Raw genomic sequence first — 18616 nt, 5'->3', positions numbered from 1 at the left:
CGTTCTCGCGATAGTTAAACTATTATGTCCAGTTAGAGCTTAATGTGAATCTGCGTTCAAATGAGGAGTATATTTCTCCAAATACGTTTAATGCGGACCTATGGCCGAATGTCCCGAAGAGTGAATACAGTATTATTCGAATTCTTTGACTTCCTAGAATCGCCGCCAAACCTCGTCTCTTCCTTGATCTCTTTTACCCATAAATATGATTGATCCATCCTTTGATGATTTAATATCAAAGGATAAATAATAAGAATCAGGGACCGAGCGGGCTTGTCATCCGATCCGTGAACACATTGTTATAAGATGTCCTCGCCTTCGAAGCGCTCCCTAAGTCAGTGGGTTCTCTCCGAATCTTTCCCATAATAAAGGGTACCTGTCCTCTAGGTCTTCTTCCTCCCAATCGAATTCAATGTCCATTGGTACAAATTTATAGCCTCTAGCTTCTAATTCAATTAAAAATTCTGTATGAGTATCATCGTTATACTCAAAATTACCAGTTTTTTGATAAGTATACGCATCTGAAGCCACTGATAATATCTCTTCCAACTGTGGTGCAAACTCATCTTCTTGTAAATAATCTTCAGACAAATATTCAGCTAGAACTTCAGGATTCTTTAATACCTTATTAAATATTTCTTCTCCTCGAGAAATTAGCCAACCCCTGAAGTAATCAAATCCATCATCTGAACATCCTCCCATTATTACAAAAGCTGCACCCCATAATGAAGATGTATATGATTGTTCCAAATTATTTCTAAACTCTATTTCGAATTCAATTATTTCTTCAGTTTTAATCTTTAATAATTCTTTAATTAACCACTCTACTTGTTCTTCATCATGCTTTTTAGAATTAGTTATCAGTTCCCAGAAGATTTTATTCGTCATAAGGATTATCTCCTTAGATTATAATGATTTCTCATTGAGGGGATTTCTTATAACGCCTAATTTGCGAATTTCTCAGAACACTTGTATTATGTTGTATTCGTGAAATCATTGAACTATCTTGCCCGTTAGCTCAATGCTCAACTATGGTCAGTCCGACAGGCTAATGCCCCGATGCTGGAATACTGTGTTAGAAGGAGGTACTTTGGTATACTTACTAAATGGTTAGATTATTTCTATTCTCTTTATTGAAATAATTATTTGCACTCTTATTAAACAAAACTATCGATAGAGTTACTATATATACGATTCTTGGCAGAATAAAGTCAGCATAAATTACTAATGTGAAAAGACACCAAATTATTATTAATGTTCTCCCCAAACTCTTTCCTTTTATCGTTACTACCCCACTTAGTAATAGTACAAGTGAACTTAAATACATAATAATTATTTTAATTATTTTTGACGATGGGAAAATTATAGTCTTTAGTTCCATGTCGTATAATATTCTTAATGTGTGAGAGAAAGCGGTAATTGCAGAAAGAACAATTAATATAATCGAAATGATCGTTATAAGTACTGGTCTTTTATTCACTAATTAGTCCTCCATAAAATTTTAGTTTTCTTTTTATTCATCGTACTTTCGTCTAACGTTTTATTTCCGAACTTTGCAAAATGATTCGATACTTGAAGTATTCGCGAAATCGTTAAACTATCCTGCCCGTGAGACTTGATCCCGAGCGTTATAATGTTCACCCTATTTGTCACGACCATGATTGAGGCTGGTTGGGACTTAAAATCCCGTATAACAAGCGATGCTATGATAGTCAACTCTCCTTAAAGATAAGCATCAGCAGCATCCGTCTTTACTTTGCGAAGTTAAGACTTCTTAAGCCGATTTGAGATAAGCGGATTAATGACAATGTGTATGGTAATGACCAATTCGGATGTCAGGGCTTTGTACCACTTCAACGTCAAAGAAAATGAAATCCATTATGAAATTATGTGGTAAAGTCGCACGATTGCTAGAAGGCTTGGCTAAGAGCAGCGAAACTTATGACCCAGCCAAAGTTTTCTCACAGGCAGCCTGATACCAATCTGCATAATTTGGAACGATATGGGTTTTGGACACCATTCCTTTGCATCGCCCAATGATAAGAACCTTATTGCGCTTGTTGAACATATTAGTCTCGCTGCACTTTTAGAGCAATATGAAGAGTTTCAGGAGATGTTCAAGCAGGTATGTATCTAACCGATGAAGATCTTACCAAAGAAGTCCCTTTTGAAAATGGCTATCATGCAACGATTCGCTGGACAAGGCATATCGCCGACCATGCCCGCCATTATTACGCGAATATAGTCTGCATAAAGAAAACACTTAAATGCAGCTGAATTTCCTTGCTAAAATAAGGAAAATAAGATCTTTTCAAAAAAATCAGGGTAGAAACCCAACACTTTTCATAATGGGGCGTTTTCCTATATGTAACAACAAAATGAATGGAGGCGTTATAAATGGAGGAAATTGCAAAGGCAGAGAGAATAATCGAAAACATGGGTGTACTTGAGTTGATTAACATGAAACCTGAAGATCTCGCGGGAGTTTCGCTAATTCAAAATATTGGTGTCCTGCTGGTATCCGAGACCTTAAATGCATCATTAATGAACATCCAGCAGAGAAATATCGGGATGGTTATTACGATTCCAGAAACTACTGGCAAAGTGAAGGTTCTATCCGGACAGCTCACATTAAGCGGTGATGTGTTTGCGAATCGTTCGGGTTCTCCTGATGATATTCTGGTCATTGCCGGTCAGGCTATCATTTCGAATACAGCTCTTGAAGAGAAGGCGATCGGGTACAAAGAAGTTATCATTACAGGTCAATTACTAGCTCCAAAGGCGATGGAGAGCCAAGTGGTAAACGCGGTCTCGCGACTGTCTGGCCAAATTGGATACTATACTTCGGATGAACCAAGGATGTTTATGGGGGAAGAAACATTCTCAAAGGCATTTTTTGAACTTATTGATGAGAAAATGGCCATGGTGTTTATTGGAAGATTCGAGATGGATTCGGATGTAGATGCGGCCACACTCAAACAGAAGGTATCTGAAATTATCCTCTTAGGCGAGCTATTCGCTCCAAAAGCACTAATCCCGCTGATCCAATTGCTTACTGTTGTTAAACTTGGAGAAATTAATGTAAGAGAAGAATCCGAGCAGCTACGCGAGCAATGAGAAAGGATTTATTCCATGAGCTGTATGTCCGTTATTCTTCGCAAGTATTTGCCTACTTGTTCGGACGAACAAGCAGCAAGGATGTAGCTGCGGATCTGCTACAGGATGTATTCCTGCGGATATGGAACCGAATGGAAGCTGTAGAACAAATGCCTGATGATCAGCGGATGTACTGGATCTTTTCCATTACATCCAATAAAGTGAAAGATTACTATCGGAAGACTTCGAATCAAAAGAAGGCCGAAGAAAATATACGTGGCATAAACAATCCAATACTGGGAGGAGACCTCTCCCAGTTGCTCGAGAAACGCGAGCAGTTTAGAGATCTTGAATCTGCGATTAGCAGTCTTCCAGAGGAACTGCGCTGCATTTTGCTGATGAAAGTCATTGGTGAGATGAACAGCTCTCAGATTGGTGCGGCGCTCAACATACCCGCTGGAACGATCCGCTATAAAATTGCAAGGGCTCGTCAACTGCTCGCACAAAATATAGGACTGCTGGAGACTGAAGCAGCAGGAAGGAGTTCAACCCATGAATGACGAGTTCTTCGAAAAGCTGCTGCCCGTTCATGTGAACCGTCAGTTAGATGAGCTATTGGGAAATTGGGCGGAGCATGTTCGATTGTCGCCAGTTGAACAGGATGATCTTTATAACCAGATTTTCGTTATTAAAGATTTGGATTACGACTGGTGGCATCAGCTATTCGCTAGCATTTCCTTCAAAAATACGAACGTATATGGTAACTCGTGGTTTGGAAAAAATGCCGTATAATAAGGATCGAATGAGGCTGTCGGAGATCTGACGGCCTCATTGTATGAATTCACCTCAGGAGAAAAAGGGATGGAATTAAGAAATTTCCACGATTCGAATATTAGCCAGATTTTTCCCCTATTCTATGAAACCGTGCATAGACCGTTGAACGCAAAAACTTCAAACTGTCCCGCAGGTTCGTCCAGTAATGATAGAGTAAATCACTTAAAGTGTTCAAAATGTTTATTCAAAAATCAGCAACACCAACGATGAACACAATGATTGTCAGAATTATATTCGTTACAGCTTCAATCTGCTTTAACTTATATTCAGATAATAAATTGTATTTTAAGATACTATAAACCTTGCCATCAATAACCTACCTGTACCGCTTTGGTTCCATCCGTTTAATCATCTTAATTCATTAAAGTAATACCCCCTTCAAAATGTGAGGTTTTGGATGAATATACCTTAAAGTTCACAAATTTATTACTTGGGATTTCATTAATAACGCAGTGAAATTGATTACCATTTACTACTATTATTTTAGCTTTATTGCAGAATGTCTTCCCCATTAATATGACCCTCCATGGGCCGGCTACCGTTATTTCGTGATTTAACTTAACTAAAGTGGGACTAACCACATATCATTGACTGACTTCTTCATCATATTAGGCTCCTGTACAGTCAAATAGTTATTAACCCACATAGCATGGAATACGATTTAATTTAAACTTCTTATAAGGAAGTGAAATTCAATGTTCTTTATTCCACAACCGCAGGTATACATGAGGCAACCGCAATCTCCTCCTCCTGCATTCATCCCCCCAAAACCTGAGGTATCCTATGTAGTTGACTGTCTATATGAATTCACTTATGTCTGGCTGCTAAATGGAGACAATTTCTGGTTTTATCCGACTCGTGTAGAGTTTGGCGAGGTTTCCGGGTATAGGTGGAATGGAGCATTTTGGATGTTTTATGGCATTGATCCAAGAATAATTGAAGTCGTTGCGTGCCCCCCAATTCCTACCCTTTTCTGAAGATGACTACTAGGTAGTAACTGCTTATTTTTTGACTTTTGCAAGACGTCTTTCCTGATAGCAATAAAAGGCAGCCGTTCAATCTGCATCGTCTGCCTCCCTTGTTTAATGAACTATCGTCTCCCGTTAGTTTAAAATTAGGTCTAATGTATAGTCGTCACTCATAAGATCTTCCGGCAGAGAGGATAATTGCGAAAGTACTCCAATCTGGCTCTAGAATAGCCCCTGTTTCCTCAAGGGAACAAAATGCCAACTAGATAATTGACATATCGATTCTTCAACTCACGCTCCCTAAGTGAATATTAAATCTCTCCCCAATATAACTCTGTTTCATATATATAAGGTACTTTACCGTTTTTCTCATATCGATTAAATAACTTTTTTAATTCGTCAATCATAGGTCTGTAGTTAGGATGTTCAGGCATTGGAGTATAGGAGGAAGACATTACTCTTCCACTTAGACCCTCAAAATCAAATAATTGTTGTATTTCAAAAACGGACTTCTCCATAGTATTTTCTTTAAAGAATAATTGCAATTCATCTTCCGAAATGTTTTTGTGATTCACTTCGGAGTAATCAATACCATAGTTAAGCAATAAATGTTCTATCCCTTCTAAAAAAGGGGTTCCTTTTGTTTGACGTGTATTCCAAATTAAAATGACCTTACCACGTTCTTTTAGAATTCGTTTAAATTCCATTTTTGTAACAGTACGATCGAACCAGTGGAACGCTTGTGCACAAACTATAAAGTCTACGGAATTGTCACGTAAACATGTTGATTCTGCTGAACCTGCCACAGCACGAAAGTTGGATTCATTTCCAAGTATTTGTACACAAGCTTTTCGCATTTCCTGATTTGGTTCTACTGCAATAACATTAGTACCTCTTTCAACTAGTAATTTAGATAATTTCCCTGTTCCCGCCCCAATATCAGCCAACGTCGAATTCTCATCAAGTTTGACAATATCATATAAATAATCTATTGCGTCACTAGGATATGTTGGACGATATTTCAAATAATCTTTTACTCTGTTTGAAAATGATTGCTTTATGTCCATTACTATACTCCTCCATTTGTTATTAAAAGGATTTTCATTAGACAACGATGTTAACTATGTATCGAATATATCCCAATAGAATCTGCATCCAGCCTTACTTATTACAAAGTTCGCCCTTTAGTTGAAAAACATTAACTAAATCTGAGCCTTTAGTTAAAAGACGACAAAAGTTTACCTGTTGTTTCATACTCCTTCTTAAACAAAACTACCCGTTAGTTGAGCAAGGCAGATTAATCCTCTAATGAAAAACCATGGCCGTCGTAATTAACTTCAAATTGCTTTGCGTGATTTTCAGCTTTCACATCTTCCTGTGATATCTCGTTTCTATTTACTTCTTTTGTTGAATAAAATGACCACTCTGTTTTGCCATTATGCTCATAAGAAATCTGCTCACTAACTTGATAACCTTCTGTGGCAAGTTTTTCATGTAGCTTTTTTAGCTGTTCTTCGCTTTGAGAGTAAAAATATTGTTCGAGTGATACCTTGTCCTCACTCGTCTTTTGCATACTGTTGTAATTACCTGAACAACCAGTCAACAGTATTAAAACTATCAAAATCCCTATACGCATAACTTCTCCTTAAAGGATTAATGGAATCACTATTTTTCCATTTTATCACAATCACATTGAACAAAACTGCCCGTTGCGTAATAAAAAATGGAGTAGCTGCCGACTGCATCTGCTCCATTTTGTGTTTAACTAACGTTCCCATCTAGCTCAACGAGGGAGGAGAGTGCTTCCAGAAAGGAAGAAGCATAAAGGTTACCTTTATCCTTTGGTGTCCATCCCTGTTTCATCGCCTCGATAATGACAGTAGTCACATCCGCTGGCTTAATGACCTTCATATCCAGTGACTTTACATTCGGGCACTCAATCCAATATTCATTAATGTCTGATTCTACACTGACTCTAATCAACTGCCCATTGAAATCGTCGTGTTGCACAGTTAAAACAAGAGACCCTTTGCCTGAAGGAGAGACAACCCATCTATAATCCTCTTGCCCGATCGTTATCTTTCTTGATCCTCTATTACTAATAGTCATCAGTTCAACTCCAATAAGACTTCAAGTACCCGTTATTCCAGTGTTTAATTATCACTTTCATGTTCACCCTTAAAATGAAAGTGCTCATGGTAAATACCGTCCATACCTACCAACTTACCGTTTTTTTTATGAAAATAAGCAAAATTATGGTTCAATGGCAGTTCAAGCAAATCATAATTCATATCTTTTGGTAACCCTTGAATTACTTCTATTGCCTTTTCACGAGTCTCGAAGAAAGCAATTGGAAAAAAGTTTGGAAAACGTCTAACATCTTCTGAAACAAATATCCCCCAAATAACTACTTGATCCAAGGATTCACTCCGTTCTTGATTGTCCATTTTTACCATATTGTAGCACATTGTATTGCGTTAAACTGCCCGTTAACTTAATAAAATGAGCAAGCGACCGCATCGCCTGCTCATCTATGTTTGTTACTCAACTATCGTTCCCCGTTAGCGTAATACGTAATGGCAGACTTAGGGAATGTTATGCAGCGTGAATAAGATGTTTCAGAAGTCTGTACCATCTTAAATAAGATTAAGAATTTTCTTCACTGATCGTTTCCTTTCACTTATCTTCTTTTTTACTCTTTTTTCGATTAAGCAACAATTGGATTGTTATTGCTACCACAAAAACAATTATATATATCGGGTAGTTCTCTCTCATTTCAGAAAGGTTCGATTTAGCTCTTCCTGAAATAATTCCAAGTACAATCAGAATTACGAACCAAGAAATCATTGCAAATGCTGCTATTGTATTTATGAGCTTCTTGTGTTTATGAAGGAATTTGATTTGAAGTAATGTAATATTAATAGCTATTATTACTACGAAAATAAACATTTCCATGATTTGTCCTTCCTTTATTAGCGTAGTTTTCTGATAACGTCATATTTTTGAACTTCACAAAAACCTTAAATGAATTACATATTAGTGAATCGGATTAACTATCGTGCCCGTTAGCGGAACAAGGATCCATATATAAAATCACATCAGATAATTGATGTTTTTTTAACTAACAATGGCATCCCAGATTTGTTTAATAACATGATCATCATTCTCTTGAGGATAAAGTAAAACTGTAAATATTAATGTTATTAGGATAATTATTGTCCATACAGAAGTAGTTCGTTTCAAATGTCTAGTTAGACTTAAACCGATAATGCATATTGTACTGTTTACAATAAACACAGCTGGTAAGTAAAGTATTCTGCCAAGACCAGTATTAGGAAAAAGTGATATTAAACGCAATAATTAGTATTGAGGGCGAGATAAATAACAGATACCTATTAAAAATAGAGTTTACTTCTAACACACTTGCCTTAGTCCATTTAGGTATTGTTTTAAGAAAGGCTTTATTGCAGTTGAGGCATCTATTCGAGTAGGGAATTACAAAAGGAATCAAAGCAATTAGAGCTTCAAAATATATTCCTCCAGTAAAAAATAGGAAGGTTAAAAATATATAAGCGGATAATAATATTCTAGTAAAAATAGATGTGGTTTGTTTTATTTGGTCGCTATAACAATTTGGACAAGTCCTCATACTACCTCAAATTACTTTCACATTATTTGAAAAATTATTTTGCGATAAGCAATTACAATTATTGTAACAAGAAAACCCATTTTTGACATCCACCTTACTACGTTATCCTTCCCGTTAGTTGAGCGGAGGGCTGTCAGGCGACTGCCCTCTTGGTATTGAACTATCGTTACCCGTTAGCTTAACAGGACCGAGAGCCGAATGGCCCGAAGCGTGAATATGGTGTTAGCTAATGGATACGCCTTCTTGAACTACTTACTTATTCCCCTTAATCAACTTCTTAAAAGCAGTGTATTCTTTATTAGATCTTATAAAATTTAATATCTCATTGGCACACTCACTCGATCTCATTATTTCAGTATTGAATTCAAGATCATATTCATTAAAGCTATACACGTTATCGTATTGTGAACCTGCTAAACCAACCTTCCTGTCTCCTCTAAGTTGTTCTCTTCTAGCAAGTTCTTCCTTTGAACATTTAACTACTACGAATATGACAGGGTGATCCGATAATAATTCAATACAAGTATTGAACCATTTGTCATTACCTATAACAGAATCTACAACTACGTTGTTTCCCATCGCTGAATATAGTTTTATTGTCGAGTAGTATAATGAAATCAACGGATTTGTAAGAATTTGATTTACTAATTGTCCATCCTCTGCACCATTTGTTTCAATACTCGGATAGGTACTGTTAATGTAATCTTTATAACTATGAAATAGCCCATTAATAAAATTTAAGCAAGTAACGTAGTAAAGCACATCGTACAATTCTTCTTCAATGGTTCCTTTTATCGTCTGATCAGTTAGCCGCTTATCTTTCCTTAAAACCTCAGCTAACTCGCCTATTTCCTCGATCAATTTAAGAAAGTATGCCTGTTTAAGTTCAGGTTAATAATCCTTTTCCTTAATAATTGACTGCAATTGCTTCAGAGTTAAATCTGACATCTATAATCCCCCTTAGACGACAAGCTGAACTACGATATAGTTCTTGGTTTACTATCTAATCTCCTTCTGAATTCTCCTAACCGTTAGTTCAATAAAACGAGCAGGCTACCACAGCCTGCTCAACATTGTGTTATTCAACTATCGTTATCCGTTAGAATTCCTGTAAAACGAATAATTTTGGCGTTTGAACAAAAACGAGCGCCTCAGTACGATGGGATTATGCAACGGGTCAATAGCCCTTTAAATCCACATCAGGAGGTCGCTCTATCATGAAGTTTAAAGCACAAGACAAGCAAAATCAACTCATTGAAAACATTACCGTTCATCATCTAGTTGTAGGCGTAGATATCGCTCAGGAGGTTCATGTCGCTCGCGCTGTCAGCTTTCGTGGAATAGCCTTAGGCCATCCACTGGAGTTTGGCAGCCATCTTGAAGGGTTCAAACAATTAGGCCGCTGTATTCAGGATTTACTCAAAGCCTACAAGCTTAATAAAGTTATTGTCGGGATGGAGCCTACTGGCCACTACTGGTTTAGCCTAGCACGCTGGCTTATTGGGCAAGGCATTGAGGCCGTTCTTGTTAATCCACATCTCGTTAAGAAGAACAAAGAAAACCGAGATAATACACCATCTAAAAGCGATCATAAAGACACTTTAGTCATTGCAGATATGATTAAAAACGGGTATTACTCCCCCGTTCGTTTTCAGCCGGAGGCATACGAGGAACTGCGTATTCTCATGGCAAACCGAGAAACCGTTACTAAGCGACTCAACGCTGCAGATGAAACGTCACGCTGGGGTTAAGCGAGAGGATCAGCTCATTGCACTCGCTAAGTGCAGCGTCGGTACTACTCAGGCACTCCATGCTTACAAGCTTCATCTGCAGCATTTGCTCGAAGAATACGATATGGCGCAGCGTCAGCTTTAAAAGATTCTCACCGGCTCAAGCATTCGCAGGATAACAAGAAGTACGGAGTATCGAGATACGTTACGCAAAAGGGCTATGAACCGTTCCGTTAGAAAGACCGACCTCCACCTCTTAGTTAAGATGTGACGAAGGAATGAAAGGGCTATGCCCCGTTGAGACATGGGAGCGAGAATCAATAGGGTGAAGTGGAGACGTGCACATAATGGAACAATTGTGGGTGATTTTTATCCACCCTTTATTTCCTCATGCCCATTCCCCCATCTCCCAGCCACCGGCTCTTCCCTCATCCTTTTCTTCAATTTAACTATAGGATGAAATCCTGCGAATTCATGAGTCTGAGTGAGGAAATTAAATCATTTCGAGGGAGCTTAACCCCAAACAGAAAACAGCCATCTCCTCCCCAGCGGACGGAAATGGCTGTTATGACGGTACCGGATGGGTGGATGTGTTTGCCGTCAGCGCGCCTTCGCGAGTTTCGTGCCGCGAACTGATGCCGCAGCGTATACGACAAGCGCTGTCCAGATGAGCGCGAAGCCGATGAGAAGAACCGGCGAGACTGATTCCTTGAACACGAATACGCTCAGTATCAGCATGATCGTCGGCCCGATGTATTGTACGAAGCCGAGCGTGGACAGCGCCATCCGGGCGGCCGCTCGCGCAAAGAAAAGCAGCGGTAACGCTGTTACCACGCCGGAAAGAAGCAGTTCGACGAACGTGGATACAGGTAGCGTCCATGCCGTCGTCTTTCCCACGGTGGCCAAATAGATCCAGTAGCCGAGCGCAACGGGCAGGACTACAGCCGTCTCCGACAGCAAGCCTACAGAAGCGTCTTGTCCGATCTTCTTCTTCGCGAGGCCGTACAAGCCAAACGTCGCTGCCAGTGAGATCGAGATCCATGGGAACCGTCCGTAGTCGATGGCGATGATGAGCACCGCGGCGCCAGCGATGGCAATCGCGAGCCATTGGCCACGGTTTGGCTTCTCACGAAGGAAGACAACCGCAAGCAGCACGTTCAGCAACGGGTTTAAATAATAACCGAGACTTGTCTCGATGACATGGTCGTTGTTGACCGCCCAGATGAAGATGAGCCAATTAGCAGCGATCAGCACTCCGCTAGCGGTGAGTGACAGCAGGAGCGAGCGGCTAGCCGCAATCCGCTTCATGTCACCCCAGCGACGCTGGACGGTGACGAGAATACCCATGAAGACGAACGACCAGACAACCCGATGTGACAGAATCTCGCCTGCCGGCACATCGTTAAACAACTTCCAATAAAGCGGGAGAACCCCCCACATGATATACGCGATAATAGCATTGACCAACCCGTTGTTCATAATCAATTTCCCTCTTCTCACTCCGATGTCTTAATGGATTATACGCCCCGATCATCGTTTAAGTAAAGGGATTAGTATTTTGGCCCAAATAATATGCTACGGTATTGTATCACTGATGGTATCTCGTGAATTTTGCTTCTGTACGCGTCATTATCGTCTCGTCGAGTTCTATGAGATAATCTTAGGTATTTCGGCGGAACGCCCAAAAGGCGGTTTGCAATTGAAGGGCATCACTCATGAAGTGTTGCCGCGAGGAACACACGTGTCCAAGAAAATTTATCACATCCAACACGTAAACGCGTCTCATTCACGCTTGAAACGGTGGATGGATAGGTTGCAAGGCGTTGCAACCAAATACATGGATAATTACATGTTCTGGTTTCGCTTCTTGGAATTGAACAAAAAGCTCGGTGATACAGACAAGCAGAAGAAACTACTGTTGGATACCTGCAAGCTTGCGAATTTTACGACGGTTCAGCAATTGAGAGCATGTTGAAAAAGGTGAATGGAATTTATGAAAGTTGTTCCAATTTTTACATTGAGATGTATAATGGATACAGTTCATTTATGAGTCGGAGGAATGATTTATGAAAATTATTCGGACCACAGATTTTGAGTTAGTTGCAAAACTAAACAAGCCAATACATGATTTGCATGTCTCCTTGTATCCAGAGCACTTTACAGAATACAGCTTTGGAGCTATGCGAGACGCCTTTGAACGATTCATGCAAAACGAAAGTTTCAGTTTCTTCATTGTCGAGGATAACAATGAGCCACTGGGATATGCATGGATTGAAATTAAAAACTATTCCCAAGGCGCTTTCGTTAAACAACGCAAATCTCTATTTGTACACCAGATAAGCATAGTGGAGAATCAAAAGCGAAAAGGATACGGGTCATTCCTGATGAACTACATTTATGATTTTGCAAAATCAGAAGGAATCGAAATGATTGAATTGGATTACTGGACTGATAATGAACATGCAAAGAATTTTTATGACAAACAAGGTTTTGCCGCTTTCAGAGAATACGTGTATAAAAAAATATAACAGCACGAATGGTCAAAACCGCCTTATTATTAAGGTGGTTCAATATTTTCACCTCCAAATAGGTTTAATAAGAATTTTCAATCTTCCATTTACATCATCCTTATTATTAGACGTTCCAGAAATAGGAAAGTCGCACTAAACTGCCCGTTAGTTGAGAAAACGGCAGCCACTTCACAGGCTGCCGTCTCTTCGTGCTTTTGAGCTATCGTGTCCCGTTAGCGTAATCATCTGATAAATAGAGGAATCAGTTCAAGCTTTAGCGGCCTCAAACTCGCAGGGCGTGCTCAATTCGCTTATCAGGCAAGAACCAGATCATGGCAACAAGTACGAAAAAGAAGCCAGATATCCAAGGACTCGCATATGCGGTCAAGGCCGCGATCAAGTAGAGCAAGGGAGATAATTTGCCCTTCCAGTCTTTGCCCATCGTCAGAACAAATGTGGAATCACCGGAATGCTGGTTAATAATCGTGCGCTGAAGCAGCCAGTATGAAAGCGCCGCGAGTAGTAAAATAATACCGTACAATGCCGTTGGAGTGGCTGCAAAATGGCTATCCCCCATCCAAGCTGTCGTGAACGGCACAAGGGATAACCAGAAGAGAAGTAGTAGGTTGAGCCACATCAACCGCCCGTTCATCGTTCGAACCATGTGCAGCAGATGATGATGATTGTTCCAGTAGATGCCGATATATACAAAACTAAAGATATAGCTAAGAATCTTTGGGCCGAGTTCGATCAGCGCATACCAGTCATGGCCTTCCGGCACTTTGAATTCCAACACCATGATCGTAATTATGATCGCCAACACACCATCGCTAAACGCTTCCATCCGATTCGCTTTCAGAATATTTCACCTTTCCTCGCTTCGCGCTTTTTAAACTATTCAATACCAGTAACTTTGAATAAAATCCTTCATATTGTCAAGCAAAACTATCACCAATTTCAATCTTATTCCAACAGTACCTAAACCTCTCTCAACTAGCCGCCTCGTTAGCATTATGAAAAAGGAGCAACTGTCGCGGAGATCTGCTCCCTGGATGGTTCAACTATCGTTTCTCCGTTAGCTTAATCCTCCAACCTTTTCTTTAACATCTGTTCATCGTCTTTAATATAATTACAATGTTCATACGTTCTAATTGCAGCGTTATTCCTTCTACCTGTCAGTACCTTCATACTTTTTACTCCGCGTTCTATAAGGTTTTCTTCCAGACAAGAAATAATTGCAATTGCGATTCCTTTTCTTCGAGCAGCTTCTTCTACATAGAGTTCAGTAATTTCTCCATATGGTTCTTCATAACAAAATGAATAAAAGCTTTGAGCACAGCCAAAACCAACGATTTTACCACTTATCTCTGCTACGGCAATCAATTCGTTACGATTTATATTTAGGCGTTCAATTATCTTAGCTGGAGGTCTTTTTATACCACCGTTAAACTCTTGATTTAGTCTAGAAAGATCTTCAGCATCGGTTAAGGATGCTAGCCGTACACTTGCAACAGAATTCATTTCTAGTCACCCCGCCCACTTATTTTTAGATACATATTCTACCATATTAGCGTAATAAATTTTTGAAGAAAACTGCCCGTTAGCTTAATAAAAAGAGCAGACCACCACAGCACCTGCTCATCAATACATTATTTAACTATCGTTTCCCGTTAGCGTAACTCTCTCTTTGTTAGAAGTCATATGGGTCTACCGCTTCGAAGTCATCTTGACTTAATTGTTTTCTTTCCTGTAGCATATTTAAAAATTCATTTACGGTGTCCGTAAGAGCTTCTTCAATGGAAGTACCGAAACCTACCCCACCCTCGGGTCCATACTGTGTTTTTAATAACAAATTCGTGTAGCCAGAGAAGTTTCCATTACTATCTTCATAAATTTTTACCTTAAACTTAGCCCATGGTGTTACATTAAGCTCCCACACATTAAATTCTGCAACACACTTCTCAAGCTTTGCGATACCCTCAAGTTTCAATTTTCTCCACGTTTCCATTTCATCACTTTTTTAAACAAACTTAAATAACCTTACTCAAGCTTATCATACCGAACTTTTTTCCGATAAAACGCTATCTCGGTCGTTTTACGGTATCCGTTCAACTATCGTGTCCAGTTAGTTGAACAAGATAAAGTGTGTTATTCATTGTTTGGTTTTATCATTGGTTTTCCATCCTTATCCAATAATGGGGTAATTCCCCCTGCATAACCACTCCAACTAAATAAATAATGAATTCCTGTTTCTTTATCTACTATTATTCTGTTTCCATTAGCCACGCCATTTTCTGTAAGGATTTCTTCAAATCTCTTCTTTGAGCCTTTATTCTTCTCTGAGTCTTTATTAAACATTTTTCCGCCTCCATATTCAGTTAGATGTTAACACTATTACTGAAATTTCAAACAACACCTTTTTATACTATGATCTTAGCAGGTAATTATTAAAAAAGTAGTAAAAGGAAACATTTTTTCGAAAACAGCCTATTGCATTAACCTGCCCGTTAGCGTAACCAAACTTCGTTATTTAGCGGAGTCAAAACAAAAAGCTGCCGAAGCTGCCGCGGCAAACTGTTCCTTGTTTCGTTGAGCTATCGTTCTCCGTTAGCTTAACGACAAATTTTGTTTCTGATTGAAAAGCACAGGTATATCGCTGAATTGTCCTATATAAGCTTATAACTCTATATCTTTCCAAACACCATCTTCAAGTATTTCATATTGATGATCATTAGGCTTTTCTTTTCGGCGTATAGGTCTAATTAGATCATGTTGGCATCCTTTGCTTGGGTCATCGATGGACACCCAGTCCGAATTTTCGATTCCAAAATATTGATTGCTAAAGTCTTCTGCATCTTGCAAATCATCAAACCAGAAATCATTATGTGAAGAAGTATCGTGTTTCGACTTATAAAGATACACGTATACCCCGCTATCCTCAGTTTCATGAATCATTACTTTAGGAATCTCATGAGACGGATTACTTTGTGTTAATGCATATTTCCTCAATAGACATCCTCCTGACGATATCCATACTGTCTAGAATCCTAATTATAACAATTCGATAAGTTTGTGGCTATTATACTTTCCAGTCCGTTAGCGTGGAAAAAGGCAGTCGGTTGATGTCGGCTGCCTCGTTGTGGTCCGTATTGTGCTATCGTTCCCCGTTAGCCATCCATGCAGCTCAAGCGACACCACAGATTATCGAAGTAATTGCGTTCTTCCATGGGAGTTCAATTGTCTATATTTAAAATTCCAAAATCTTTTGGGCACATTTTAATACCTTACCCATGAATGCTGAAACTATCACTGGATATAATAATTGGCAGGAGGTGGAAAGGTGAAAAAAGTAATAATAATGAGCTTTCTAATATTAGCGTTTACTATGCCACTTGCTCAGGCGAGCAAATTTGAAAAGTATCCTGATAATGCAGAAAAAAAATTTCTTGGAGCTGACGAATATTATCAGCAAGCGAATCGAAGTGAATATACTGAATATCCAGATTCCGTATTTAAACTTAGAGAGAATGTTTTGTACAAGGATATTAACAAAGTGTTCTCCAATGTACCTAAACAGTTCAATACAACATCTGGAGTAGGTGATGGTGTTGGATATAATCAAAAAAGACAAGTATACATCTTTATTTCCGCCAAATACGTAAATAAAAAGCTTTTTTCTCAACATGCTGTTTTTGATGCAGAGACTGGTCGAAAGATTTCATCAGCCAAATAAATACTTTAATTAAGAGCTGCTTTCGCAGCTCCCTTTTTTTTGCAATTTCACCACGCTCTTCTGCCCGTTAGCGGAGCGGATTGCCAGTATTACAAAACAAGCGATGGATCGGTTCCACCGCTGCGCTATCGTGTCCCATTAGCCATCCATGCCGCTCACGCGACACCACAGATTATGGAAGCAATTGCGTTCTTCCATGGGAGTTCAACGCTTTAGAGCAGCAAATAATCTTAACTTGGTAAAACAATTTGCTCTAAGAATATTTATATTTATCTCTTGTAATTTTTTGATTAATTCCTTGAATTTTGAAATAAGTTCTTTTTCAAAGTCTTCCCAGTGTATTGTCTCGTTGATAATATCTTTTTTCAATGCATTAATAAATAGTTTTCTATTAGTTCGAATAAATGGACCACCATGATTTTCAAAATTTAACTCACTAATGATAAGTTTATTTCCTTCTCGAATGAACTCAAGCCATGTCCAAGAGTTTTCAATATATTTTAATACGACGTAGTTTCTTTTTTTTTGAAGTTGGTAATATACATCGATAAGAAAATCAAAGTGAGTCAATATTAGCTCAGAAAAAACGCGCTTCGTCTCTAGTCCAATTTCAGGAGAAGGATAAGTTAAATATTCAATTCCATTTACGATAATGGCGAAACAACCGTAAATTTGATTATATTCTTTGTTAAAAGTCTGGAGATCAATTGTACGAAACTCAAGGATATCATCTTCAAAGATTTCATATTTAATCTCAAACATTAGAGATCACTCCAAACTTAACAAATACACATATATTACCATGTTTTAGTGTTACAAAATTGAATGTTTACTTTATATTGTTGCGTTAACCTGCCCGTTAGTTGAGCAAGGCAGTCAATCACTTTTGTCGGCTGCCTTTGTTGTTGCTTTATGAACTAACGTTCCTCGTTAGCATTCCTGTAGAGCGTTAATTAGCAGCTTTGCAAAAAGAAGAGCGCCTCGGTACGATGGGAGTACGCAACGGGTCAAAGCCCTTAAAATCCCATCATCCAGGAGGACGCTCTAATATGAAGTTTAAAGCCCAAGACAAACAAAATCAACTCATTGAAAAAATTACCCCTCAGCATCTCGTCGTCGGAATCGACATTGCACAACTAACGCATGTCGCTCGTGCAGTAAACTTCCGCGGGATCGCAATTGGCAATCCGCTATCTTTCTCTAATGATGAAGAAGGATTTCAGGCCCTTCTTCGCTGGATTCAATCGTTGCAAGAAGCCCATAACCTTAACTTCGCAATTATCGGCATGGAACCGACGGGGCATTACTGGCTAAGCATCTCTAGATGGCTATTCGAGAAACAATTCGAAGTTGTTCTTGTTAATCCTCATCTCGTGAAAAAGAATAAAGAAAACCGTGACAATACACCATCGAAGAGCGACAAAAAGGATGCTCTCGTCATCGCAGACATGGTCAAAAACGGTTATTACTCTTTTATTCGTAGCACGCCTGAGGCTTTTGAAGAGCTGCGTGTTTATCTCTCAAACCGCGACTCTGTTGTGACGAGACTCGTAAGCGCTAAAAACCAAATCCATCGCTGGGTTGACGTAGTGTTCCCTGAGCTGCGACAAGTATTTAAGAACCTGTTGTGCAGGGGGGCATTGGCAACACTACGTCTTTTCCCAACGCCTGAAGAACTGAGAAGGCTAGCGCCTCAGGACGTGGTGAGTGGCTGGAAATCCATTATGCAACGTCAACCCGGGAACAAGAAAGCTCAGACCCTTATTGCGCTTGCTCGTCATTCTGTTGGCTCTAAGCAGGCAACGCATGCGTACAAGCTCCACTTAACGCAACTTCTGGCTGAATACGACCTGGCTTGCCAACAGCTGCAAGTCGTAGAGGCAGAGATTACGGCAGTCTTAGACCGTATTCCTTTTGCTAAATCTATGCTTGCGGTCAAAGGGATTAGCGCCATTTCACTCGCAGGTATTCTCGGTGAGGCTGGGGATTTAAGTGGCTTCACTCACGGTAATGCACTGCTTCGCCATGCTGGTCTCAACCTTGCAGAAGCAAGCTCAGGTAAATGGACGGGTCAGATGAAGATTAGTAAACGCGGA

General features: G+C 39.4%; 20 protein-coding genes and 2 pseudogenes. 8 read left to right on the top strand and 14 right to left on the bottom strand.

Features of this window, described 5'->3' with window-relative positions; genetic code table 11:
• Nucleotides 1-330 precede the first annotated feature (330 nt).
• The gene (locus CEF13_RS12270; RefSeq protein WP_102710948.1) at nucleotides 331-888 is read right to left on the bottom strand and encodes a DUF4240 domain-containing protein; all 558 of its coding nucleotides are present in this window, start codon (nucleotides 886-888) and stop codon (nucleotides 331-333) included.
• 1509 nt (nucleotides 889-2397) lie between these two features.
• Here CEF13_RS12270 and CEF13_RS12250 point away from each other — a divergent pair.
• Genes CEF13_RS12250 through CEF13_RS12240 form a run of 3 tightly spaced genes read left to right on the top strand, consistent with a single transcriptional unit; the run spans nucleotide 2398 to nucleotide 3888 of the window.
• Nucleotides 2398-3117: a hypothetical protein gene (locus CEF13_RS12250; RefSeq protein ID WP_102710945.1), complete on the top strand. Its 720-nt coding sequence runs from the start codon at nucleotides 2398-2400 to the stop codon at nucleotides 3115-3117.
• A complete protein-coding gene (locus CEF13_RS12245) occupies nucleotides 3114-3656 on the top strand; it encodes an RNA polymerase sigma factor (RefSeq protein ID WP_102710944.1) in 543 nt (180 codons plus the stop codon). The genes CEF13_RS12250 and CEF13_RS12245 overlap by 4 nt, the downstream gene beginning before the upstream one ends.
• Nucleotides 3649-3888 carry a hypothetical protein gene (locus CEF13_RS12240; RefSeq protein WP_102710943.1) on the top strand — a complete coding sequence of 80 codons (240 nt, stop codon included), beginning with the start codon at nucleotides 3649-3651 and terminating at the stop codon, nucleotides 3886-3888. Before CEF13_RS12245 ends, CEF13_RS12240 begins: the two co-directional genes overlap by 8 nt.
• 1321 nt (nucleotides 3889-5209) lie before the next feature.
• On the opposite strand, the gene CEF13_RS12230 is transcribed toward CEF13_RS12240, so the two are convergent.
• The 6 genes and pseudogenes from CEF13_RS12230 to CEF13_RS29465 all read right to left on the bottom strand — a co-directional run.
• Nucleotides 5210-5965: a class I SAM-dependent methyltransferase gene (locus CEF13_RS12230; protein WP_102710942.1), complete on the bottom strand. Its 756-nt coding sequence runs from the start codon at nucleotides 5963-5965 to the stop codon at nucleotides 5210-5212.
• Between the two features lie 230 nt (nucleotides 5966-6195).
• On the bottom strand, nucleotides 6196-6534 hold the full coding sequence (locus tag CEF13_RS12225) for a ribonuclease E inhibitor RraB (RefSeq protein ID WP_102710941.1): 339 nt from the start codon (nucleotides 6532-6534) through the stop codon (nucleotides 6196-6198).
• Between the two features lie 125 nt (nucleotides 6535-6659).
• The gene (locus CEF13_RS12220; protein WP_102710940.1) at nucleotides 6660-7007 is read right to left on the bottom strand and encodes a hypothetical protein; all 348 of its coding nucleotides are present in this window, start codon (nucleotides 7005-7007) and stop codon (nucleotides 6660-6662) included.
• Between the two features lie 44 nt (nucleotides 7008-7051).
• Nucleotides 7052-7318 (bottom strand): hypothetical protein, encoded by a 267-nt coding sequence (locus CEF13_RS12215; protein WP_146022706.1) that lies wholly within the window; start codon nucleotides 7316-7318, stop codon nucleotides 7052-7054.
• Nucleotides 7319-8799: 1481 nt separating this feature from the next.
• Entirely contained in the window at nucleotides 8800-9309 is a 510-nt protein-coding gene (locus CEF13_RS29210; protein ID WP_280531337.1) for a phosphotransferase-like protein, read from the bottom strand.
• Nucleotides 9289-9414, bottom strand: a pseudogene (locus CEF13_RS29465) (MazG nucleotide pyrophosphohydrolase domain-containing protein); the annotation flags it as partial. The pseudogene CEF13_RS29465 and the gene CEF13_RS29210, both read right to left, overlap by 21 nt.
• 350 nt (nucleotides 9415-9764) lie before the next feature.
• Between CEF13_RS29465 and CEF13_RS12195 the strand changes: the two are divergent.
• A pseudogene (locus tag CEF13_RS12195) lies at nucleotides 9765-10419 on the top strand (IS110 family transposase); the annotation flags it as partial.
• A 458-nt stretch (nucleotides 10420-10877) separates the two neighbouring features.
• Here the strand turns inward: CEF13_RS12195 and rarD are convergent.
• The gene (rarD, locus tag CEF13_RS12190; RefSeq protein WP_102710937.1) at nucleotides 10878-11756 is read right to left on the bottom strand and encodes an EamA family transporter RarD; all 879 of its coding nucleotides are present in this window, start codon (nucleotides 11754-11756) and stop codon (nucleotides 10878-10880) included.
• Between the two features lie 79 nt (nucleotides 11757-11835).
• On the opposite strand from rarD, the gene CEF13_RS29680 reads away from it, so the two are divergent.
• Together CEF13_RS29680 and CEF13_RS12185 are read left to right on the top strand one after the other, a co-directional pair.
• Nucleotides 11836-12252 carry a hypothetical protein gene (locus tag CEF13_RS29680; RefSeq protein WP_146022705.1) on the top strand — a complete coding sequence of 139 codons (417 nt, stop codon included), beginning with the start codon at nucleotides 11836-11838 and terminating at the stop codon, nucleotides 12250-12252.
• Nucleotides 12253-12343: 91 nt separating this feature from the next.
• Nucleotides 12344-12805, top strand: a complete 462-nt coding sequence (locus CEF13_RS12185; protein ID WP_102710936.1) for a GNAT family N-acetyltransferase — start codon at nucleotides 12344-12346, stop codon at nucleotides 12803-12805.
• 265 nt (nucleotides 12806-13070) lie between these two features.
• Here CEF13_RS12185 and CEF13_RS12180 read toward each other — a convergent pair whose 3' ends face one another.
• The 5 genes from CEF13_RS12180 to CEF13_RS12160 all read right to left on the bottom strand — a co-directional run bounded on the left by CEF13_RS12180 (nucleotide 13071) and on the right by CEF13_RS12160 (nucleotide 15796).
• The gene (locus tag CEF13_RS12180) at nucleotides 13071-13646 is read right to left on the bottom strand and encodes a TMEM175 family protein (protein WP_102710935.1); all 576 of its coding nucleotides are present in this window, start codon (nucleotides 13644-13646) and stop codon (nucleotides 13071-13073) included.
• A gap of 221 nt (nucleotides 13647-13867) precedes the next feature.
• Nucleotides 13868-14308: a GNAT family N-acetyltransferase gene (locus CEF13_RS12175; RefSeq protein WP_102710934.1), complete on the bottom strand. Its 441-nt coding sequence runs from the start codon at nucleotides 14306-14308 to the stop codon at nucleotides 13868-13870.
• 169 nt (nucleotides 14309-14477) lie between these two features.
• Complete coding sequence (locus CEF13_RS12170) at nucleotides 14478-14795, bottom strand: hypothetical protein (protein ID WP_102710933.1); 318 nt, start codon at nucleotides 14793-14795, stop codon at nucleotides 14478-14480.
• A gap of 140 nt (nucleotides 14796-14935) precedes the next feature.
• Nucleotides 14936-15145: a DUF6440 family protein gene (locus tag CEF13_RS12165; protein ID WP_102710932.1), complete on the bottom strand. Its 210-nt coding sequence runs from the start codon at nucleotides 15143-15145 to the stop codon at nucleotides 14936-14938.
• 318 nt (nucleotides 15146-15463) lie between these two features.
• On the bottom strand, nucleotides 15464-15796 hold the full coding sequence (locus CEF13_RS12160; RefSeq protein WP_102710931.1) for a hypothetical protein: 333 nt from the start codon (nucleotides 15794-15796) through the stop codon (nucleotides 15464-15466).
• 331 nt (nucleotides 15797-16127) lie between these two features.
• Between CEF13_RS12160 and CEF13_RS12155 the strand changes: the two genes are divergently transcribed.
• The gene (locus CEF13_RS12155) at nucleotides 16128-16520 is read left to right on the top strand and encodes a hypothetical protein (protein ID WP_102710930.1); all 393 of its coding nucleotides are present in this window, start codon (nucleotides 16128-16130) and stop codon (nucleotides 16518-16520) included.
• A 204-nt stretch (nucleotides 16521-16724) separates the two neighbouring features.
• Here the strand turns inward: CEF13_RS12155 and CEF13_RS12150 are convergent, their stop codons facing one another.
• Nucleotides 16725-17282, bottom strand: a complete 558-nt coding sequence (locus CEF13_RS12150; protein WP_102710929.1) for a hypothetical protein — start codon at nucleotides 17280-17282, stop codon at nucleotides 16725-16727.
• Nucleotides 17283-17569: 287 nt separating this feature from the next.
• Here CEF13_RS12150 and CEF13_RS12145 point away from each other — a divergent pair.
• On the top strand, nucleotides 17570-18616 hold a 1047-nt coding region (locus tag CEF13_RS12145), incomplete at its 3' end, for an IS110 family RNA-guided transposase (RefSeq protein ID WP_102710928.1).

The sequence above is a fragment of the Paenibacillus castaneae genome (genome assembly GCF_002884445.1).
GTDB classification, from domain to species: Bacteria; Bacillota; Bacilli; order Paenibacillales; family Paenibacillaceae; genus Pristimantibacillus; species Pristimantibacillus castaneae.
The sequence above is the reverse complement of the archived record's forward strand: the minus strand, read 5'-3'. Positions and strand labels throughout refer to the sequence as shown.